The following is a 21,020-nucleotide window of genomic DNA, read 5'->3' as shown; positions in this document are numbered from 1 at the left end:
TTATTACGTAACGAGAGAGCAAGCAAAATTAAAATTAAATTTAGACATTTTCTGCTGATTCAACCGTATGTTTCAGCAATGTAGCGATTGTTACTGGACCAACGCCACCTGGTACTGGGGTTATTGCACTTGCAACTTTATAGCAAGTCTCATAATCAATATCACCGAGATTTCCTTTGTTATAACCTGCATCTAAAACAACTGAACCATCCTTTAACCAGTTTCCTTGAATAAATTTAGGCTTTCCTACCGCTGCTACAACAATATCTGCTTGTTTTAATATTGTGGGTAAATTGGAAGTTTTGGAATGACACGTTGTAACAGTCGCATTTTTATTGAGAAGTAATGCCGAAACTGGTTTACCTAAGATTGGACTTCTACCAACTACGACTACATGTTTTCCCTCAATTTCTATCTGATAGTATTCTAAAATTTTCATAATTGCTGCAGGTGTACATGAGGGATATCTTCCAAAGCCTAATGCTGTTTGACCGTACCCTGCACTTGTAACACCATCTACATCTTTTCGTAAATCAATTGCTTCAAAAGCCATACGCTCATCAATGTGTGAAGGAACGGGATGTTGTAAAAGGATACCATGAATAGAATTATCATTGTTTAGTGCTTCAATTTCATTTAACAACTCTTTCGTTCCTATATCTTCAGGCAATTGGACACGGATAGATTTAATACCTACTCTCTTACTGGCATTCCCTTTCATTCTTACGTATGTTTCTGAAGAAGGATTATTACCAACTAAAATCGTTGCAAGGCAGGGTATGGTACCCTTACTTGTTAAAATATCAATCCGTTCTTTCAAGCTATCTTTCATTTCTTGCGCTACGATATTCCCATCCAAAATTAATTTTTCCATAACGTCGTCGCCTCCTGATAATATAATAAAAAAAAGATAAGGATTATAATCCTTATCTCTGCCCAGACGACCCGACCTTATAAAACACAGCTTCCTTGTGGTCATTTCCACAAATGTCGTCAGTTACTGTGCCTATCTCCTATATAAGAACAAGATAACATAAAGGGGATTAATGTCAATAAAAAAGGTGTTTATTAATATGAAAAGTGTTATCATGCACTTTTCAATATTCATTAAAGGTTGCAGCTTTATTGGAAAAGGAATTTCTTACCCATTGTTTGAATAGGTACAACTTAAATCAGAGTTTAGACAAAAAGAGAAAGGTTGAGTTGAGTAATGATGTAGGTAGATTCAGAGGTGTATTATTTGATTTAGATGGTACAGTAATTAACAGTGAGTGGTAGGGGCGGACGGATTCTTTTAATTATGAGATTCAGAAAATTGTAAATAGAAAACTAAATAAAGCTGAAAAACAATTTTTATTAGGAAACCTTTTAAAATCTTAAACGAGTTGGTTCATCACATTTTACAGAAGCAGATTGGTGCATCGTATGTTAAAACGTTCGGTAGAAAATAGAGGAAGGGTTACGGGCCATTGACACCGAAAAAACCTAACATGATTTGGTGAAATCCTTGCTCAATCCAACAGGGATTACGTATGAGGATATCTATTAGAACTACTAGGTTACAAAATACATCTTCGGAAAGAGTGAGATCACTTTGGTATAAAAAAGAAAACTAGGTGATGATTTATGCTTTCCCTCTAAATATTAAGAAAAGGTATAAGGAGGTTCCATTAGTTCTTTTGTATTATTACATCTAACAAAGGTGAATAATAAATAATATTGAGAAATGGCAGACTTGGTTCTGGAGGATGAATATGGAGTTACAGTTGATAGAAGTATATTCACCAAGCAATTTTGAATTTTCAAATAGTATTTTACATAATTTCCCTATCGTTTCATATTGGATCACTAATGTAAAAGACAATAATAAACTTATTCGAATTTTAGTTGAAAAAGAAGACGCAGAAAAAATTTTAAACTATCTAGAAAAAGCGTCTAAAAAAAATGATGATTTTCAAATCATGTTATTTTCCGTTAAAGCATATTTCCCTAGTGAATATAATGAGCTAAATGAAACAAATGATACAAAAGAACTTGAGCGAGCTAGTAAACATGAATTATATGAAATTGTTCGTTCCTCAGGTAAGATTAACCCTAGTTTTACCTGGTTTACTATTTTTGCTGCAATTATAGCTACAGTCGGGATCATCCAAAACAGTCCTGGTTTTGTTATAGGTGCGAATGTCATCGATCCAGCAATTGGCCCTATTCTAGGAATTTCATTTGCCTCTATTTTAGGTGATCAAAAGCTCGCTCAACAATCAATTATTACGTCTCTTTTTGGTCTATCAATTCCATTTACGATCGCTGTTTTATTTGGTTATTATTTTGATCTACCAGTGAACAGCAATGAGTTTCTTTCACAAACAAATGTACAAATTATAGATATTATTGTTGCAACCGTAGCCGGAGCCGCGGGAGCTTTATCATTTGTTAAACGTTCACATGGACAGTTAGTTGGAGTGATGGTCTCCTTGGCTGTTTTACCGCCAACTGTTGTGTTAGGTATGATGGTTGGAGCTGGACAATGGAAGGAAGCGTTAATGCCTCTATTAATGCTTTTAATTAATATTAATGCGATCTTTTTATCAACTATTTTGGTGTTTTGGCTAAGTGGAATTAAACCCATTAATTGGAGGGATATTAAGGAAGCAAATACCTCTCGTAAGAACTCCTTAATCTTTACCAGTATCATTGCAATTTTTCTTGTTATTGCTGTTATATATTCACACTTATAGAATTCGTAGTTATCTTTTTTGGTCTATTTTGCAGCAATTTAGTGGACCATTTCCTCGTACAATCTAAGCAAAAGACTTAGAATCAATATATATTCTTTTTCATACCCTAGTAGTACTCAACTATTCCTTCCGCTTGATCCAAAGAACATTTTCTTTATGACAAATAATAAATGGTGAGGTAATAATGTCTTTGAGCTGATGGGTACTTGCGTAAAAGCCATGTATTGCTCTAATAAAATGATAGGGAAGAAATAGAATTAAAAGACGTTAAAAAAGAAATGGAATATGAAATAAGACCCTATCTAATAATTCATTAATGTTCGGTTTCTATTAAATGATTAAAAAACTTATTAGCTGCGACTGAGAGAGGAATACCTTGTTTTGTTATTAATCCAATTTTTCTGTCTTCTATTTTTTCTTTTAAACATACTTCAAATAATTCACCTTCTGATAGTTCTTTTAAAACCAATTCTTTAGTGACAAACCCAATCCCCATTCCAATTTTGGCACATTCAATCAACAATTCAACACTTCCTACCTCAATATCGGGTTTTACATTTAACCTTTGAGATTGAAATATTTGATCTAGAAAAAACCTTGAACTACTTTTATCTGAAAAAGAAATGATTGGAAAGTTCAACATTTCTTTGAGAGAAATCGTTTTGTTCGCTAATTTTTTATATTTCCCCCCTACAATAAAGGTACTTTTAATACTAATATAATCAGTTGTATTTATTTGACTTTGATCAATTGGTAAATGAATGATGCCAATATCAATAAGTCCATTTGCTAATTTTTCTACTATCTGAGGCGTAGAACCATGTTGAAGTTTAATCTGAATTTCTGAAAAGTTGTCTTGAAATATTTGTATATGAGGTAACAAAAAATGCTTAAAGGTTGAATCACTTCCTCCGATTGTAACCTGTCCACTTTCTAAATTTAGTAACTTTGAAATCTTCAGCTCTGCGCTATCAATTAAGTCGAAAGCTTGTTTAATATAGCCAAATAAAATTTCACCCTCATTGGTTATTGTTACTCCTTTTGAGGTTCTAACAAATAGTGAAACCCCTAGTTTATCTTCTAATTGCCTAATTGAGTGACTGACACTTGGTTGTGTAATGTATAATTTTTTTGCAGCTTTACTGAAGTTTTTTTCCATTGCTGTCATATAAAATACTCGATATAAGTCTAATGTCACGATATAGATCCCACCTATAACTGTTATCGGAAATAGTGATTTCATTTATATCTTAATTGAATTTATACTAAATGGACAGAAGATTATCATGATTCAGTAAATAAGGAGTGGTTGCAAGTTGGAAAAGGATAAATTCGATTTAAAAGCCAGAAGTCCCTGGACTCCATTAAAAGATGTAAATACTGTAACCGTGTCACCAAGTAAAAGCAAAATAGACGGCTCGATTACGATTCCTGGTAGTAAAAGTTTAACGAACAGAGCTTTAATTATAAGTGCTTTAGCTAATGGAAAATCAAAAGTGTCAGGTATTTTAAAAAGTGATGATTCGTATTGGTGTCTAGACTCTTTAAAAAGATTGGGTATCCATATAGACATAGAAAATGAGACAGCTTTCATTGAGGGCAAGGGTGGTAAATGGGAATCAAGTAGTTTGTATATTGGTGCAGCAGGTACGATAGCAAGATTTTTACCTGGAGCATTAGCAGTATCTGGTGAAGGGAAATGGGAAATTGAAGCGAGTGAGAGCATGAGCAAAAGACCCATATCTCAATTAATAAACGCTTTAAAGGAGCTTGGCGCTGAAATCAACTATTTAAGCGATGAAGGTTATTATCCGTTGTTAATTAAAGGAAAAGCATTATTGGGTGGCGAGATCAGACTTTCGGGGAATATTTCTAGTCAATTTATAAGTGGTCTGTTGATTGCAGCACCTTATTTCAAAGAAGCAATTACAGTAAATATAAGTGAGCACATTGTTCAACACTCATACGTGCTTTTAACTTTAGAATTAATGAAAAAGTTCGGTGCAAATGTTCGTTATGATAACAATCTAACAAAAATAATAGTCTATCCTTCGATGTACATTCCTCAAGATGTAAATTTAGAAGCTGATGTGTCGACTGCTTGTTACTTTCTTGCTCTTGCTGCGGTAACAAATGGAAGAATCCGAATTGATAATCTAAACTATGACACAAAACAACCAGATATAAAGATGATAGATGTCCTTGAACAAATGGGTTGTAAAGTAACGAAAGGTTCATCCTTTATTGAGTTAGAAGGTGTTAAGCAATTAAAAGGTGGACTTGAAATATCAATGAGAGAGATGTCAGATCAAACTTTAACATTAGCAGCTATTGCTCCATTTGCAGATGGACCAATAACAATAAAAGATGTTGAACATATCCGTCATCATGAATCAAATCGAATTAGTGTCATATGTGATTCAATATCTAAGTTAGGAATTAAAGTCGAGGAATTTAGAGATGGATTAAAAGTGTATCCAGGTATTCCTAAACCAACTTTACTCAATACCCATGATGATCACAGAGTGGCAATGTCATTAGCACTCATTGGTTCTAGAGTTGAAGGGATACAAATAAATGATCCAGGATGTGTTTCTAAAACTTGCCCTCAGTATTTTAATATGTTAGAAAGCTTTGGTTTAAACATCGCTCGATATTAAATGATGAATCAGTGTTTAGTTGTTAAAGATTTTAAATTAAACACTAATGAGAGAAATCAAATATGTTGCATCACATTTTCAAAAAAAGAAGGGTTTACATTTAAAAAAGTTATATAATATGAATAAGATTTGTTAAATTAAGGAGGGGTACTATGTTCGAGAAAAAATCTATTAATGACGCAATGGAACATATGAATAATATTGAAGGATATCCAATGATGTAAACCTTAAAAAATCACCAAAACCAATAAGATATTTTGGCTATTTCTTTATTGCCTTTTTTTCAATAACAGTACCTTTCATAATCAAAGCTATTATTTTGACATAAAAAGATTTTATAGATCGATAATCACTCTGCTTTTTCTTGTGAAGCTAAGAAAACATCTGAGTGGAAAATTGGAAAGATAGTTTGAGGAACTAAGATCGAGCAAATTAATTTATTTATAGGAAAGGGAATCAATGTAACTAAATTGTACAAAGAAAGCAACAGAATCATTTAATAGGAAAGTCGGTTGAGAAGAGAATGAATACAACAAAAATTGAATTGATATCAAGTAATAGAAATCAGATTATTATTTTTAATTGTTTATGGATTGTTATGATTGGAGGCATAATGTTTCCAATAAATTTAGTTAGCGATTTTCTATTGATGATACCGATCTTAGTTTTCAATTTTTTTGTTGCTTATCTATTTTTTGTTTTGTTTGAAAAACGACCTCTAGTTCTGTTTCCATTAACTTTGATATTAAATTTAATTGGATTGTCGTGTCGTTTCCTTTTAGAATGGGGAGAATACTCAATAATAAGCGATTTTACTATTTTTAATGTGAGTATTCATCTCATTTCATTTCCCTTATACATCACGATCATCAATCTTCTATTCTATCGATCAAAGACTCGAGAAAAATAAATGAATTTTTGAAATGGTTTATTACAATTTTAATATAGCCTTTTACCAATCCAGTTAAAATATGGTACACGATTGGTTGGGAGATGGATGACTACAGAACATTCTTGATGTAGCAGAAGTAATTGCTATAGGGGAGGATTACGAAGAAATAGAAATAAAGGTAAAAGGTGATGTATTACATGTTAAACGTGTTCAGCATTGGTATGATAAAACGATTCCTTCATCAACTTAATAATGTTCTTTAATAGGTGCTTTACTTCAAAAAAGGTAAGGTATTTTTTATTTATAAGCGAAAAATCTAGTGAAAAAATACTTGATAACCCTCTAATTAAAGGGAAGTAATTCTACTTGTAGAATTATATTAATAATCTATAAACATGAAAGGATCTGAATAATGGAGTTAAAGTTGATAGAGGATCAAATAGTAAACGATATATTGAGGAAGTGTAAACAATTATTTGGATTCAAAGTATTTGAGGTCATTCCTATAAAACGTGGTTGGTTAAATTTAAAGTGGAAAGTTATTACTGATAAAGGAGATTTCTTAATTAAGCAATACAACAAGGAAAGGTTCAAACTCTATAATCGTACCGAACTATCATTTGCTTTATCCCAACAGATGAGATTATATAATCAAAGGCTGCCTTGTCCTAAACTAATTCCTTTTGAAGGTAATCTTATGTTTGAATCAGATAACGGAGAATTGTTTATACTAATGAATTATTGTGAGGGTGTAAATGTTCCTCCAGGAAAATTAACGATAGAGCAAATGGAAGACCTAGGACGTGTAACCGGCAAAATGCATCAAATAATAAATGACGGAACACTCCCGGACAGAAACCGACCTGAATTTATTTTACCAAGTCTCAAGAAGCGTTTAGAACATTGGGAAACTGTTAGAAAAGATGTAATTGATACGAACATAGAAAAATTAGTAGCAATAATTGATTTACAATATAAAATAACTGAATTTGTAGATTTGGATGATCTTGCATTAACTGAAACAGGATGGGCCCATCGAGACTTATGGGTAGATAATTTATTATTTAAAGAAAAACATATCAGTGCTGTTTTAGATTTTGATAGGTTAAAGTACGACTTTCCACCGTTAGATGTAGCTAGAGCTATACTATCTGGTGCATTAAATGAAAATTACTTTGATGTTGATCTAGTTAGAGCATTTGTTCAAGGGTACCGTGAAAGTCATTTATTTGAAGCTGATAATCTAATAAGATCATTAAAACTATTATGGTTTATGGAAAGTCCATGGTGGATAAGGTCAAATATGGAGCAACATTCTGGACCACCTCTTCGGTTTTCAAAAGAAATGATTTGGCTTTCAGAAAATTACAGAGAGCTAGATTCGTTACTGAAAATATTTAAACTTGTTCTAGTTTCAGTAATAAAGGGAGTAATTTATCGATCACTTTTAAACCAATTGGTTTTAGGTACATTAATAACCTCTTATTTAAAACGATTTTCTCCAGTTAATCTACTTGTTTAAAAAAAAGTAATCTCTAAATTATGAGACAATGAATTATAAACGACTTGGATTTATTTATGTAAATGAATTTTATAATTATTTTTACTATACTAATCTTTAAACCATCAATGCATATTCATCAATTTCCCCAAAAAACTGATAAAAAATTTAGTTATAATATTATTATCCGATTGTAATTGTAGGACAAAAGGTTTATATTTAAATTCAAATGATGTAAACGATTACAAAATCATAGTATAAAAGATTTACATGATCATTAAAACCAAACAAATACAAATGGAGGTGAAAAAATGAGATTAACAATAAAAGCCAAGTTTGTCCTTGTCGCAGTGAGTCTTCTTATTATTACGTGTTCAATTATCGGATTTATTAGTTATAATTTTTCAAAAGATGAAATGGACAACCTCGGAAAAATAGTTATTAAAAATAATACTCAATCTATTATTAGCATGATAGATCACTTAAATGATCGAGTTGAATTAGGTGAAATCACTTTAGAATCTGCTAAGGAATCGGCCAAAGAATTTGCTTTGGGCCCAGAGGAAAAGGGGAATCACTCGATAAATCATAAACAAGATATAGGTGAAAATGGGTATAGCTTCATCATGGATAAATCAGGGGTCTTGTTAGCTCATCCTTCTAAAGAAGGAATAAACTTGAATGAATCTATCGATCCAAATGGTGTGAATGTAGGAGAGGTCATCTTAGATTCAATAAAAGATAATGGATTTTCCCAATATCAATGGCCACTTCCAGAAGAGCCTGACACAGTAAAACCAAAAATTACCTATGTAGAAGTAGATCCAAATTGGGGTTGGGTTATCGCGACTGGAACGTATGAAATGGATTTTAATAAAAGAGCTAGTGGCATCCTTTTAAACATTGGTATCGTTCTTATTGTCGTAATAATTGTTGCAGGTGGTATACTCTATTATTTTTCTCATAGAATTACGAAACCTATTACTTCAATATCTACTAGGTTAAAAGAAATATCTGCTGGTGACTTAACACATGATACCTTAACATTAGAATCAAATGATGAAGTAGGAGAGTTATCAAATTCTCTGAATGAAATGAACGATAAACTAAAAGAAATGATTGTATCCATTCTCTTATCTTCAGAAGAATTATTGTATTCAACCAATGAAACAACATCATCTATAGAAGGAATAATGAATGCATCTGATAAAATCAATGGAATTGTGGATGAGTTGAGGGATGGAGCTGAACAAGGAAATCAATCGACACAATCAGCTTTAGAGACAATTCAAAAGTTAACGACTCTAATCGAAGATGCGAAAGGAAAGGCTGACAGAAGTGTGAGCAATTCTACTGACACGTTGGATTCCGCTAACGATGGGGTACAAAAGGTGAATGAAACAGTCGAGACGATGAATCGCATTTCTGAAAAAACAGATGAAACACAATCGATTATTACCTTATTAGGCAGTTATTCAAAAGAAATTGAATCTATTAATGATATGATTACAGGTATAGCTGCACAAACGAATTTATTAGCACTAAATGCTAGTATAGAAGCTGCTCGCGCAGGTGAACATGGTAGAGGCTTTGCTGTTGTTGCAGATGAAGTACGTAATCTAGCAGAAAAGTCAAATGAAGGAGCCAGGGAAGTCTCTAAATTGATCCAATTAATATCAGATGCAACAAAACAAGCGTCTGTATCTATGGAAGAAAATAAAATGATGGTTATAGATGGAGTCAATACTGCTGAAAAAGCGGGAGAATCCCTACAAAACATTCTTGCGGCAGTAAACAATACAGTCAGAGATATTAAAGCGATATCTGATACGACAAGAAGCGAAGTACAGATATCAAATGATTTAGTAGCGATTATCACTAAATTAGCGGAGGTTGTCGACCAAACAGCTCTACACGCTAAAACTGTTCAGGTTGCGGTAGAAGAAACAACATCTTCAATTCAGAGTGTATCTGCTGTAGCAGAAGAGACAAATGGAATGTCGAATCAACTAAAAGATACTGTTCATAAATTCCAAGTTGATTCAGTGAAAACTTAGTGAAAAAACTCGATTAACTATACTGCACCCCAATTGGTAGATACCAACAATTGGAGGTGTATTTTTTTATTTCATTGGATTTTATTTGATTTACAGTAAATATTAGGAGGTTTTTTTTAGTTACTTCTTTTTATTTAGGAAAATGGATAACACCTCTTGGAATTATGTAATATTTTCTCTCGTTTACCATTCCATGAAATGGGGTGTTCATTTAAAAAGTTCTATATTGATAGGAAAAGAGCATTGTAGTATTCCTTCGATGCTCTTTATTCATGAACTTTCACATTGTATATCGCTATTAAGCTAGAAGATCTTCTAGCTTAATAGAAATCTAAAACCTTCCAACCATCTATTTCTTTATAAAGAATGACAGAAACGGGAATTTCACCAATTTCATCACCTTGTGTCATATTAATTTTCGCATCAAATACTGCAAGTTTTTCTTTGGGAATATCTTGGTAGTCATCAGGTGTTTCGGTTGACTCAATCATTTCTATAATATCAAACTTATATACTTCATCTTCGCTAAAGAAATTCTCGATCAATTCTTCCCTTAAGTCTAGGTCATTAACTAAAACTCCACTAAATGTTTCTTTATCAAGATCATTAGCACTTTCTAAAAAAGTTCGAACTACAGCGGACTTATTATCAGTAGAAATTGTTTCTTCGTCTGCACCATCTTCAGTAGACCCAGTAACGGAATCCGATGTTGTTTCTTTTTCTTGGTCTTCATTAGAATTTTTTTCTTCATTCATCTCTGTGGGCTTAACATCGGCGCTTGCCTTTTCACTTTCAATTGCTTTTTGTTTTGTTGCACAACCACTCATAATTACTAAAACAACGATAAAAGTGGCAATGTAAAACGACATCTTCTTCAAAATATTTCCTCCTAGTTATATGTAATTACCTAATTCTACCAAATTAATCACTTGATTAATATACATAAATACATAGTTTTACTATTGTGAATTATTAAATCAATTCATTGGAGGAATTATGCGATAAAGAAAAGAATTAATTTAAATAATCTATTAAAATGAGAGTGAAATTTATTGGTTGTTATAGGTTCGTAATTAAGTATTTTTTTGATAGTAAATGACTAACATTATTGATGATACTTTATCCGAAACTGAATTTGTAAGTATGCATTTAAAGTGAATTTTGTAATTGAATAAGAGGTGAAACTCATTATGAACAAATTAATATGTAAAGCTCTTAAGCCTTACTCTATTGGCAAAGGTTCATTCGTAATTGAAAAAGAGCTCCACACTAGAAGTTGGAACCGTGATCTTCACTACAAACTTATTGTTAATGGAAAAGCTTTGTCTGCAAGATTTATCCCATATCATCGATCTCTAAAGACATCCCATTTACTACTATTTAGTGAGGAAATAAAATGTATCGATACGTTTTGTTTTTAACAATAGCTTTAAATTAATTATAACAATATAGGGGATAAAGTGATGCGAGATAGAGGTTCAGTTGTGCAGATTAAAGATAAAAAGATTGGTCTAATTAAGAGAATAAGAGAAGGTTCTGTTTATTATGTATTTCCTGGTGGTGGAATAAAGGATGGAGAGACACCAGAAGAATCGGCAAAGAGAGAAGCTCTAGAGGAGTTGGGCATTGAAATTAAATTGAAAGCATGCATTGCAAAAGTTACATTTAATGGTACTCAATACTTCTTCTTGGCCGAAATAATAAAGGGCATGTTTGGTACGGGAAAAGGAGAAGAATACTCAGATTTTAATAGAGACAGAGGAACATATTTGCCAATCTGGATCGATATAGAAAGGTTGGCGGCAATAGATGTTAAACCTAGAGAAGTTGCCTTAAAGGTACAATCGTTATTCAAATAAGAAGGAAGATAAATAAAAATTAACGTATAGGATAAAACGATTTTTTCAATAGGTAGTATAAGGATAGTTGAGTCTGCAATCTAGGTTCCGTGTTCCACTAATCAAGGAACTGTTATAGTTAAAAATTAATATCCATTGGGGTAGGTGGAAATGTATTAGCAAACGGACATTGCGTAAAAAAAGGGGGTTATATAAAATGCTAGAATGGTATGGGTCAGCTGGTGTATCTTTTAGTGAAGATGGGGATCTGCTGATGGTCTTACAAGGAAAACCTGCAGAGAAAAAGACATGGTCAATTCCATCAGGAGAAAGAGAAGGTAACGAAACGTTTCAGGAATGCTGTATTAGAGAAATCGAAGAAGAAACTGGGTTTTTAGCTGAAATTGTTGAAGAAATTAAGGTGAAAAGAGAAAGCTATCCGAAACTTAACCTATCTGTTGAGGTTCACTATTTTTTTGTGAAGATTGTAGGTGGGAAAAGAATTATTCAAGACCCAGATCATCTTATTTATGATATTGCTTGGAAAACATCTGAACAAATTAAGATTTTAGAATTAACATTTCTAGAAGATAGAAAATTTTTAATTGATTACATAAATAGAGAAAAAAAGTCGAAATTCCTATAAAAGTAGAGAATTACTACCAAACGGAGTCATACATATTCTTTGTTGAATAAGAAAACAAATTAAAGGAGAAAAAAGAATGGAATTACATTATCAAGAATATGGTAACAAGCACTCTCCATTCATGATGGTATTTTTGCACGGTGGGGGTGTGAGTAGTTGGATGTGGGATAACCAAATTGAGTATTTCTCTCATAACTATTGTTTAACAATTGACTTACCAGAACACGGCTTAAGCACTGGTAATGGAAACTTTTCGATTTATGATAGTTCAGAAAAAATAATAGAATTAATTGAAATTAAAGCAAATGAAAAACAAGTAAACGTTATTGGCTTTTCATTAGGAGCACAAGTAACGATTCAAATGTTGAGCTTGAGACCAAAATTGATTAACTATGCAATCATTAACAGTGCTTTAGTAAGACCGATGACTTTTGCGAAAAAATTAATTAGACCCACTACCAAATTAACATACCCGTTGATAAAAAATAAATCATTTTCAAAACTTCAAGCTAAAACACTTTATATAGATAAAAAATACTTTGATACATATTATAAGGAAAGTTGTTATATGAAATTAGAGGCCCTCGTTAGTATATTAGAAGAGAATATGTCATTTGAGATACCAGGTGATTTTAATAAGGCAAAAGGTCAGATCTTAGTTACTGTTGGAGAAAGAGAAAAAACGATCATGAAAAAATCAGCAAGAGATATAGTCTCACAAAATCCGAATTGTACAGAAGTTGTTATACCTAATATAGGACACGGAATTTCTTTTGCAAAACCAGATTACTTTAATCAACTGATTGAAAAATGGATAGAAAATGGCCGTTTTACAAAGTAATCGATTGAAATATCGTGATATAGGTGTAGCAGTATTTAATGGGTAGGGATGATAACTTATGACCATTATTATGGAGGGGCAATTTTTGCAGTTGTAATGGACTAGGTATTGCAATTTAACAGCTTTTACATGAAAGAGGCTACCTGTTTACTTGACGAGATAGAGCCCCACGAGAGCTAGAGTCCAGATGGCATTGCTGTGTGACCTCATTTTGTAATTCAACATGGAGAAATAGTTAAACAAGAATGAAACTTTTTGTGATTATTTTCGTTAATTAAAGTAAATAGTGTATTGGTTTCTTTTTGGGAAAGGGCCAAACATTATTATTTTGATAATTTTGATAGGAGAAGGTAGGTTGGAGAATAGCAATAGTGGCATTTATATTTTATGTTATTCGGTATGTTAGGTTTTTTAATTATAAAATGAATAATTTGAGGTGATATTATTTGCTTAAAAACACTAACTGGACAGTGGTATTCTCATTTGTTGCAGCATTCTGCTTTGCAGGTGGTCTTGTTGTGAAACCAATATTAAAATACTCCCCAATTTTCGGGTTTTTTCTAGGCTGTATTTTCCAACTTACATCTTTATTTTTCGCAATTAAAACATATAGACAATTTATAAAAAATTAAGCTGGGATTGTTAATCGTAGGTTGTCAATTATTGATAGTCTTTTTAGCTTCTCAAACATACTATTTTGCCGTTTCATCCAATGTAGGTTATCACAATAATTAAGAGCAAAAATGAATAATTTAAACAGAAGCCGACCGTCTTAATCATTGGGAATGGAGGTTTCTTTCAGAAATACGATTAAATGGGAAACACCTTTTTAAATGAAAGGAGATTTATGAACGATAAACTAAATGGTTATTTATGGAGTTAATACTGCTGAAAAAGCGTGAGAATCTCTACAAAACATTCTTGCGGTAGTAAACAATACTGTCAGAGATATCAAATGATTTAGTAGCAATTATCACTAAATTAGCGGAGGTTGTCGACCAAATAGCTCTACATGCTAAAACTGTTCAAGTTGTGGTAGAAGCAACAACATCATCAATTCAGAGTGTATCTGATGTAGCAGAAGAGACAAATGGAATGTCGCATCAATTAAAAGATACTGTTCATAAATTCCAAGTTGATTCGGTGGAAATTTAGTGAAAAAACTCAATTAACTAAACTGCAACCCAATTGTTAGATACCGATTTTTTGGAGGTGTATTGATTGACGTATTAACATGTTAGTTACTATTCATATCCTATTGCCCTATTTGTCTAATTTGATCTCAAGATAAGAAATAATTAAAAAATGAGGAAATACGTATTTAACTCCTATTAATTAATAATAAAGTAGAGAGGATGGGATATAATGGATAACGTCAATATGAAAGATTCATATGGAAATAATGATTTAAAGGCTTCATTATTAATATTAAAAAATAACAAAAAGAGAATTAAGAACGAAAAAAAATATTATGATGAGGAAAAGGATCAAATTATCATCAATAACTATTACAAAGAAGTTAATTTTAATGAATCGGAGAAGCAAGAAGTTTTCAAACAATTGAATCAGTTAGTGACTAGTACACATGAAAATCAATTACCTTATAACTCTAATACAAGAAATTACCTTTATTCATGGGTTGACCTTCATGAGGATGGCAACTTAAAAAGTATCTATTCGGGAGAAGGAAAAGATCCGGATCAAGTAATGAAGGCAGATTTTGAAGCAGAACTGAAAAGAAAAGCAGCATATTTCAAATTATTAACAAGTGACACAAGAAACAATAGTGATATTCTGGATGAGATGGCATCCATTGAGAGTGAAAATATGTATAATTGTGAACATACAGTACCACAGTCATGGTTTGATAAAGATAATCCGATGAGAGGAGATTTACACCATCTATATACGTGTGATATCAAATGCAACTCATCAAGATCAAATTATCCTTTCTATGATTTCGTTGATTATACCCCTAAAATAGAGGTCGAAAAAATTAGAGATAATTGTGGGAAGTACGAAGATAATAAATTTGAACCTGAAAATGGAAAAGGTGAGGTTGCTAGAGCTACATTGTATTTTTTAATAAGATACCCGGGTGAAATAAGCAGTTATAATCAAGAAGACATTGAAATGTTGCTAAAATGGCATAATGATTATAAGGTATCGATTTATGAAAGACACCGCAATATGGCAATTTACGACATGCAGAAAAATAGAAATCCTCTAATTGATTTTCCACAATATGCATACAAAATTGATTTTAAGTTAGGTTTATTATAATAACTAAGTGATTTTGAAAATTTCAAGTTGAAATTGTTAGCAACTTAAAAGGGAGAAGCAAAAAATAAATTACTTTAAAATTAGATTAAAATAGTTGACCTAATGGCTCATAAGGAAGATTTGTACTATATCGTTGTACAAACGTTTCAAATTTGATGAAGAAGGTTGAAAAATGAATACGAAGAAGAAGTAGTAGGAGTCGGGTAGCGTCTTCACCTGTTACCACCCGAATATTTCCTAAACTGTTTATTCCGTCATTTCAGATGGCGGCTTTTTTATGACATCTGCATCACATCACCTGTAACCCGACGTGTACAGTTTCTTTTTTCAGCTTTACCTTTCTTTGTTTCATTTCTTCTATTTGACGTTTTGTAACCGATACTTCATTGACTTGCACCGAGTGTTTGTTTATTTCAACTTCTTCTTTTTTCAGAGGAATTCGAAGTTCCTCTTCATTTCCTGCTTCTATTACTATTTCTCACGCTTAATCGGAACCGTGAACGTTTTCAGTTCTTCGACGACTTCTTTATGAACCTTTACTTCACCCGTTTGTATTCGTTCTTTATTTTTATTTGTTTTATCAGAGGGTTCTTCGATGTTCCTTCTCGTATACATTATATAACTAATGCCGCCAATAATTGCTCCTAAAACGAATCCTGTTACTACCGTAAAACCTGTTATCCAACCAAATTATACTACCAATTATCGCACCAATTATAATATATTTCCCCATAGGACCTCCTGAAGCTGCTTTTTATGTAAGTCTGTTTTCGCAAAAATTATTGATTTCCGTACAAAGAATTGATGTACACGTTTTAGGTTATCTTCGTGCTCTTTTCGCTAAATTACTCTGGTATCCTATCCTTCTGGAGATAGCTTCAATTTACATCATAAATATCAAAAATCGATTTTTATTAGTACTAGATCAACGAACTTTTAAAAAAAAGCCGTATGTAAAGAAACCTACTTAACTAGAATTTAAGTAGGTGGGGAACAGTTAGTCCTCGTTCATAATATCTATTACCATGCGATTCAACATCTGAAACTTTTTTACGAAGTACGTCTCGTACTTGTTCTGTCTCCTGTACCGAACGTTTATGAGCAGAGACTTCCTGGTTAGTACAAAAGGAATGTAAATAAAGATCTTGCAAAACTAATGTAATTAGTTGTAAAATTAAACTAACACCATTAGTTTAAGGTTTAGTTATGAAAATAACTTAACAGAACACTGTTTACAACTGGAATTCATGCACAATTTCCCCATAAATTGGGTTATTTTAAATATGTGAATCTCCTGGCGCTATTGTGCGGTAATAAGAGACACAGAATGTCATTTTCCATTTTTTGTTAGCTTGGTTATTTATAAGACAATTATTCTATTTTAAGGGGAGAGAATATGTTATTTAGATCTATTGGAGGAGTATCAAGTATTGCATCAGGATTATTTTTAGCAAGCGCACACTTACTCAATTTACAAGGTGGATCTGATGGAACAGTTACTGGAAATAGTTTCGTATTATTTGGCCATCTAAGTCTTATCTTTGCTTTTATCGGCTTTTATGAAGCTCAAGGTAATAAAAATAATCCATTAAGTACATTAGGTATGTTGTTTAGTATTATTGGTTCTGTATTTGTAACAGCGGTTGTATATTTTGAATCAGTAGCAGCTAACCGTATAAATGGAAATCTTAATTTTGATGATCTGGTTTTCGAAATAATCTATTCGGTTGGACCATTATTTTTCGTAGTGGGGATGATATTCGTTGGAATTTCAATTATGAAAGTGAGGATTCTTCCTAAAGCAGGAGGATTGAGTTTAGTCATTGGAACGGTTGTTTTTGCATTGGCTACTGTTATCCCGAATGTAGCGGAAGGGCTTACTGTCATTGGGGGAACTATTACCGGAATTGGTTTTGTGTGGTTAGGGGTATTTTTACTCTCGGCTAAAGAAAAGAAAAAGGTCACTTCACAGTACGAAACAAATCCATTTTCGGGGAATTTATAGGATGGATAGTCTTGCTATTTTTAAGTTCACGAATCTAACGTGGCGTTTTTTATTAGAAGTAATTAGTATAATTGCAATTGGTTATTGGGGCTTTAAAATTGACAAAGGAGTGGTATTCCAATATGTAGTTGGTCTTGGTGGCCCTTTGCTTATTATCGTTATTTGGGCGATGTTTGGTTCTCCTAGTGCACCATTTAAACTTCAAGGAATCTACCGTATAGCACTTGAATTCTCGATCTATGGCCTAGCTTTTGTTGCAATTCTATTAAAAAAAGGTCATATCTGGGCAATTGTTTTCGCAGGATCTATTGTAATTAATACGTTTCTATTATATCTTTGGAAACAATAAGTGATTAGACTGGTAACTAAATGAAATTCACAAAATTTGAATTACCCTAGTAGAAATGAAAAATTACGTAATAGAGAGAGGATTTTAGAATAATTACCACTAAACGTGTGAAAACGGCTATTGAGGATTTATTTATGCATTTTGTCATGTTTATATACCCACCAATCCTCATAAACTCTAAGAAGTATTAAACACTTTGAGATGTCTACTAAAGATTAGTTCTAAAAGCGTTTTTCTCAAACTTAAGAAAGATGTTGGTAATCCATTTAGATAATACACCCCCAAGTAAATACCAAAAAAATAAATGAAAATATGTTGTACCTTCCGATAATTGAAATAAATTAAATGTAGATAATATAGGTTTAAATACAAAAGAAAAAAGAGCTGCAACAAAAGTGATTACAATATAAAAATTCTTATTATGGTTTAATGTCCATTGATAAACTAACATATAAACCACAGGAATTAATGATGTATCTAATCCAAAACTAATTGGCAAGATGGGAATAACTTTATAGGGATACTCCCAATTGCCAAATCTGGTAGAATAGCCATCGATGTAAGATGATAATACATGACAACTGTACCCAAAGAAACCAATATGAAAAGCCATTTTTCTATCTAGTTTGAAAAATAGCACAACTAAAGGACTAACTAAAAAGGCAATATTTATCCAAAACTGCTATGTGTCTACATTTGAATATGTTTGCCAATAGTCAATCCAATCATAACCCGAATTTTCTGAACTATGTTTTAGGTTATCAAAATTTATTGATTGTTCTTCGTTCATTTATTCACCTCATTTTATAAATTAAATTAATTTTGGTAGTTGTTTAATCGATTTTGTTAAAAACATGCACGAATTTATACACACACTATGTTAGTGAGTTACTGGTAGAGCAGGATTTATTTTTCGATAAATTGACATAATTACTAGGTGGAAATGGTAACAAAGCCGAAGCGAGGGATTTAATGAAGATTGCCTAGTTGCTTTTCAGTTGCAATCGAATATGAAAGAATACGACACTATAATCTACTGGCTATTGATAAGTATGAGAAGTTTACTACATAAAGTTATATTATCTAAGATAACAGTTTAAAATTGTTTCATTCTAAAGGTATCCATTTGGAGGTGGGATAAGGACAGGGTTATTACGGAAAATAGAGTTAAGAAAATAACAGCTGTAAACATCATAAATTGTTTACAGCTTTTTTAATTCCACTAAACATACAGATCTTAAATCCAAGCAGTTTTCATAATTATTAGACCATTTTACATCTAATGTTGATTCCATAGAGATTTACGATTAGTATTTACTAATTGATAGGAAAAAGAGAAAAGATAGTAAGGTGAGAATATGGTTGTCCGCACCGTTGTATTAATTGCTTTAACGTATCAAATTATGATCAATATTACGAGACCAATTGTCTCTTTGTATGCGGATCATATGGGGGCTAGTATGGCAGAGGTAGGATATCTGGCTGCGACCTATGCCTTTTTTCCATTGTTATTAGCGATACCTATAGGCAAGATTTCAGATCGAATCGGCGATCGTTTACCAACAATTTTAGGAACCTTTGGAGTTGCGATTGGAATATTCGTGCCATTTCTTTTTGAATCGATGTGGGCTTTGTATGTTTCACAGGCACTTGTCGGGATATCGCAAATATTTATTAATGTGAATTTACAAAATATGATTGGAACATTGTCAACAGTAGAACATAGGGATCGGAATTATAGCCGCTTCAGTTTAGGAGTTGCGGTTGGGAGCTTAATAGGACCAGTAATGGGAGGGTATTTAGCTGATCATTTTACTTATTCAACAGCTTACCTTGCTGCTACAGTGATCGGAATTGTGCCAATTATTTTAGCGTTTTCATTACCCCTTCTGATCCGTAAGAGACGTACAACCGAGATACCTTCTAAAGGTCAATCAGCTTTTAATTTACTAAAAAATAAACAATTGCGAAAGGCATTAGTAGCTAGTTCTCTCGTCCTATATTCAAGAGATATTTACGTAGCCTACTTTCCTTTATATGCGACAGATTTAGGTTATTCTATTTCGACCGTTGGTTGGATTTTAACTGTCATGGGCTTAGCATCAGTTGTTGTTCGGTCAGCATTACCCATGTTAATTAATCAGTTAGGAAGAGAAAGAGTACTGATGATGACCCTTTCATTAGCTGGGATCGCCTATCTAACAATTCCAATTTTCAACCATATCATTATTTTCTACTTCATTGCTGCCTTAATGGGTATTGGATTAGGATGTGGGCAACCATTATCAATGACAACCATTTACAATGCTTCACCTGCATCGAGAAAAGCAGAAGCTTTAGGATTACGTTTAGCAACAAATCGTTTTTCCCAGGTTATCGCACCTTTATTATTTGGATCTATTGGTACGTTAGTAGGGCTTGCACCTGTCTTTTATTTGAGTGGGTTGTTCTTAATTGGAGGATCTTATCTAACAGGAGACAGGAAAGGGGTAGAATCTAAGACTTCTAAGGATGGGTAACACTTTGTAATAGGTCAATACTCGTTATACTTCTAGAAATGATACACTTATACTAGAAGTATAGAATGGGCTTATCAGATTTATTAATTGAAACCATTCAATTAAGGAGAACACGTGACAATAATCGATAAACTTAAACTTGAGATGTATACAAATAAGGCGAAATTGAATCAGCCGAATGATTACAATGTGTTTACTGACGCAAGAGGCAACTTTATCAAAAGACCTTGAAGCTATATTTATTTTCGTAGAAAAAAGGTAAAGCATACACAGGGTAGTAGTATCATAATGACCATCTTTTACTTGAGAAATGATATCTATTTTTGGCTTATCCGAAGAAAGGCAATAAGCGATATGAAACGTTTATTCATCGAGACGAAATGTTAGCATGGTTGATGTTTTTACTGTGGTTGGCTTAAAGCGTGAGAAAAAGAAAGAAAAAAAACCATCTGATTCAAGTCAATGTGTTGCTGATTAAAAGGAAAATGTGAAGGTTATTGAATCCTTATTAGTGATTTATCAAGTGAACGCACGTTTTATCAGTCTCTATCTATGGATAACAAAGGGACTGGGCACGCTAATATTCTCAGCAAAGCAAGAAAAGACAAGAGACAAGCGTTATCAACAGATGATTGAAATCCTATCACAAGGATATAATCTATTGAATTGTATCGGCAAAGAAAAAATAAAG

General features: G+C 32.5%; 19 protein-coding genes, 1 pseudogene and 1 riboswitch. Of the genes and pseudogenes, 14 read left to right on the top strand and 6 right to left on the bottom strand.

Annotated features, from left to right (window positions below; translation table 11 throughout):
* Positions 1-40: 40 nt before the first annotated feature.
* A complete protein-coding gene (locus tag AC6CHR_RS00780; protein WP_498246536.1) occupies positions 41-874 on the bottom strand; it encodes a bifunctional 5,10-methylenetetrahydrofolate dehydrogenase/5,10-methenyltetrahydrofolate cyclohydrolase in 834 nt (277 codons plus the stop codon).
* Positions 875-927: 53 nt separating this feature from the next.
* Positions 928-1,011, bottom strand: a riboswitch (ZMP/ZTP riboswitch).
* A 743-nt stretch (positions 1,012-1,754) separates the two neighbouring features.
* Here AC6CHR_RS00780 and AC6CHR_RS00775 point away from each other — a divergent pair.
* The gene (locus AC6CHR_RS00775) at positions 1,755-2,738 is read left to right on the top strand and encodes a TIGR00341 family protein (RefSeq protein WP_498246535.1); all 984 of its coding nucleotides are present in this window, start codon (positions 1,755-1,757) and stop codon (positions 2,736-2,738) included.
* Between the two features lie 313 nt (positions 2,739-3,051).
* On the opposite strand, the gene AC6CHR_RS00770 is transcribed toward AC6CHR_RS00775, so the two are convergent.
* Positions 3,052-3,981 carry a LysR family transcriptional regulator gene (locus AC6CHR_RS00770; RefSeq protein WP_498246534.1) on the bottom strand — a complete coding sequence of 310 codons (930 nt, stop codon included), beginning with the start codon at positions 3,979-3,981 and terminating at the stop codon, positions 3,052-3,054.
* A gap of 73 nt (positions 3,982-4,054) precedes the next feature.
* Between AC6CHR_RS00770 and aroA the strand changes: the two genes are divergently transcribed.
* The 3 genes from aroA (at position 4,055) to AC6CHR_RS00755 (ending at position 9,848) form a co-directional block, all read left to right on the top strand.
* A complete protein-coding gene (gene aroA, locus AC6CHR_RS00765) occupies positions 4,055-5,398 on the top strand; it encodes a 3-phosphoshikimate 1-carboxyvinyltransferase (protein WP_498246533.1) in 1,344 nt (447 codons plus the stop codon).
* A gap of 1,304 nt (positions 5,399-6,702) precedes the next feature.
* On the top strand, positions 6,703-7,812 hold the full coding sequence (locus AC6CHR_RS00760) for a phosphotransferase (RefSeq protein ID WP_498246532.1): 1,110 nt from the start codon (positions 6,703-6,705) through the stop codon (positions 7,810-7,812).
* A gap of 290 nt (positions 7,813-8,102) precedes the next feature.
* On the top strand, positions 8,103-9,848 hold the full coding sequence (locus AC6CHR_RS00755) for a methyl-accepting chemotaxis protein (RefSeq protein ID WP_498246531.1): 1,746 nt from the start codon (positions 8,103-8,105) through the stop codon (positions 9,846-9,848).
* A gap of 320 nt (positions 9,849-10,168) precedes the next feature.
* Here the strand turns inward: AC6CHR_RS00755 and AC6CHR_RS00750 are convergent, their stop codons facing one another.
* Positions 10,169-10,726 carry a hypothetical protein gene (locus AC6CHR_RS00750; protein WP_498246530.1) on the bottom strand — a complete coding sequence of 186 codons (558 nt, stop codon included), beginning with the start codon at positions 10,724-10,726 and terminating at the stop codon, positions 10,169-10,171.
* Positions 10,727-11,038: 312 nt separating this feature from the next.
* On the opposite strand from AC6CHR_RS00750, the gene AC6CHR_RS00745 reads away from it, so the two are divergent.
* From AC6CHR_RS00745 to AC6CHR_RS00720, 6 genes are all read left to right on the top strand, one after another.
* Positions 11,039-11,269 carry a hypothetical protein gene (locus tag AC6CHR_RS00745; protein ID WP_498246529.1) on the top strand — a complete coding sequence of 77 codons (231 nt, stop codon included), beginning with the start codon at positions 11,039-11,041 and terminating at the stop codon, positions 11,267-11,269.
* Positions 11,270-11,311: 42 nt separating this feature from the next.
* Positions 11,312-11,707, top strand: a complete 396-nt coding sequence (locus tag AC6CHR_RS00740) for an NUDIX hydrolase (protein ID WP_498246528.1) — start codon at positions 11,312-11,314, stop codon at positions 11,705-11,707.
* A 196-nt stretch (positions 11,708-11,903) separates the two neighbouring features.
* Positions 11,904-12,332 carry an NUDIX hydrolase gene (locus tag AC6CHR_RS00735; RefSeq protein WP_498246527.1) on the top strand — a complete coding sequence of 143 codons (429 nt, stop codon included), beginning with the start codon at positions 11,904-11,906 and terminating at the stop codon, positions 12,330-12,332.
* Between the two features lie 76 nt (positions 12,333-12,408).
* Positions 12,409-13,173 (top strand): alpha/beta fold hydrolase, encoded by a 765-nt coding sequence (locus AC6CHR_RS00730; RefSeq protein WP_498246526.1) that lies wholly within the window; start codon positions 12,409-12,411, stop codon positions 13,171-13,173.
* A gap of 1,032 nt (positions 13,174-14,205) precedes the next feature.
* Complete coding sequence (locus AC6CHR_RS00725) at positions 14,206-14,328, top strand: hypothetical protein (RefSeq protein ID WP_498246525.1); 123 nt, start codon at positions 14,206-14,208, stop codon at positions 14,326-14,328.
* A gap of 210 nt (positions 14,329-14,538) precedes the next feature.
* Positions 14,539-15,456 carry an endonuclease I family protein gene (locus tag AC6CHR_RS00720; RefSeq protein ID WP_498246524.1) on the top strand — a complete coding sequence of 306 codons (918 nt, stop codon included), beginning with the start codon at positions 14,539-14,541 and terminating at the stop codon, positions 15,454-15,456.
* Between the two features lie 289 nt (positions 15,457-15,745).
* Here the strand turns inward: AC6CHR_RS00720 and AC6CHR_RS00715 are convergent, their stop codons facing one another.
* Positions 15,746-15,868, bottom strand: a complete 123-nt coding sequence (locus AC6CHR_RS00715; RefSeq protein ID WP_498246844.1) for a hypothetical protein — start codon at positions 15,866-15,868, stop codon at positions 15,746-15,748.
* 59 nt (positions 15,869-15,927) lie between these two features.
* Positions 15,928-16,071: a DUF2382 domain-containing protein gene (locus tag AC6CHR_RS00710; protein WP_498246523.1), complete on the bottom strand. Its 144-nt coding sequence runs from the start codon at positions 16,069-16,071 to the stop codon at positions 15,928-15,930.
* A 781-nt stretch (positions 16,072-16,852) separates the two neighbouring features.
* On the opposite strand from AC6CHR_RS00710, the gene AC6CHR_RS00705 reads away from it, so the two are divergent.
* Together AC6CHR_RS00705 and AC6CHR_RS00700 are read left to right on the top strand one after the other, a co-directional pair.
* Positions 16,853-17,461 carry a hypothetical protein gene (locus tag AC6CHR_RS00705; RefSeq protein WP_498246522.1) on the top strand — a complete coding sequence of 203 codons (609 nt, stop codon included), beginning with the start codon at positions 16,853-16,855 and terminating at the stop codon, positions 17,459-17,461.
* A gap of 1 nt (position 17,462) precedes the next feature.
* Complete coding sequence (locus AC6CHR_RS00700; RefSeq protein WP_498246521.1) at positions 17,463-17,810, top strand: YrdB family protein; 348 nt, start codon at positions 17,463-17,465, stop codon at positions 17,808-17,810.
* Positions 17,811-18,018: 208 nt separating this feature from the next.
* On the opposite strand, the gene AC6CHR_RS00695 is transcribed toward AC6CHR_RS00700, so the two are convergent.
* A complete protein-coding gene (locus tag AC6CHR_RS00695; protein WP_498246520.1) occupies positions 18,019-18,423 on the bottom strand; it encodes a CBO0543 family protein in 405 nt (134 codons plus the stop codon).
* Between the two features lie 745 nt (positions 18,424-19,168).
* Here AC6CHR_RS00695 and AC6CHR_RS00690 point away from each other — a divergent pair.
* Entirely contained in the window at positions 19,169-20,329 is a 1,161-nt protein-coding gene (locus AC6CHR_RS00690; protein ID WP_498246519.1) for an MFS transporter, read from the top strand.
* 114 nt (positions 20,330-20,443) lie between these two features.
* Positions 20,444-21,016 (top strand): annotated as a pseudogene (locus AC6CHR_RS00685) (YdeI/OmpD-associated family protein); the annotation flags it as partial.
* Positions 21,017-21,020: the final 4 nt, after the last annotated feature.

The organism is Metabacillus sp. GQ13 (assembly GCF_059758525.1).
Note: the sequence above shows the minus strand (reverse complement) of the source record. Positions and strands in the feature narration are given on the sequence as shown.

Bases quoted from the DNA above. Each gene is read 5' to 3' on its own strand.
- AC6CHR_RS00780 (WP_498246536.1), bottom strand. From the start codon at position 874: ATGGAAAAATTAATTTTGGATGGGAATATCGTAGCGCAAGAAATGAAA.
- AC6CHR_RS00775 (WP_498246535.1), top strand. From the start codon at position 1,755: ATGGAGTTACAGTTGATAGAAGTATATTCACCAAGCAATTTTGAATTT.
- AC6CHR_RS00770 (WP_498246534.1), bottom strand. From the start codon at position 3,981: ATGAAATCACTATTTCCGATAACAGTTATAGGTGGGATCTATATCGTG.
- AC6CHR_RS00760 (WP_498246532.1), top strand. From the start codon at position 6,703: ATGGAGTTAAAGTTGATAGAGGATCAAATAGTAAACGATATATTGAGG.
- AC6CHR_RS00755 (WP_498246531.1), top strand. From the start codon at position 8,103: ATGAGATTAACAATAAAAGCCAAGTTTGTCCTTGTCGCAGTGAGTCTT.
- AC6CHR_RS00745 (WP_498246529.1), top strand. From the start codon at position 11,039: ATGAACAAATTAATATGTAAAGCTCTTAAGCCTTACTCTATTGGCAAA.
- AC6CHR_RS00740 (WP_498246528.1), top strand. From the start codon at position 11,312: ATGCGAGATAGAGGTTCAGTTGTGCAGATTAAAGATAAAAAGATTGGT.
- AC6CHR_RS00735 (WP_498246527.1), top strand. From the start codon at position 11,904: ATGCTAGAATGGTATGGGTCAGCTGGTGTATCTTTTAGTGAAGATGGG.
- AC6CHR_RS00730 (WP_498246526.1), top strand. From the start codon at position 12,409: ATGGAATTACATTATCAAGAATATGGTAACAAGCACTCTCCATTCATG.
- AC6CHR_RS00720 (WP_498246524.1), top strand. From the start codon at position 14,539: ATGGATAACGTCAATATGAAAGATTCATATGGAAATAATGATTTAAAG.
- AC6CHR_RS00710 (WP_498246523.1), bottom strand. From the start codon at position 16,071: ATGTATACGAGAAGGAACATCGAAGAACCCTCTGATAAAACAAATAAA.
- AC6CHR_RS00705 (WP_498246522.1), top strand. From the start codon at position 16,853: ATGTTATTTAGATCTATTGGAGGAGTATCAAGTATTGCATCAGGATTA.
- AC6CHR_RS00700 (WP_498246521.1), top strand. From the start codon at position 17,463: ATGGATAGTCTTGCTATTTTTAAGTTCACGAATCTAACGTGGCGTTTT.
- AC6CHR_RS00695 (WP_498246520.1), bottom strand. From the start codon at position 18,423: ATGGCTTTTCATATTGGTTTCTTTGGGTACAGTTGTCATGTATTATCA.
- AC6CHR_RS00690 (WP_498246519.1), top strand. From the start codon at position 19,169: ATGGTTGTCCGCACCGTTGTATTAATTGCTTTAACGTATCAAATTATG.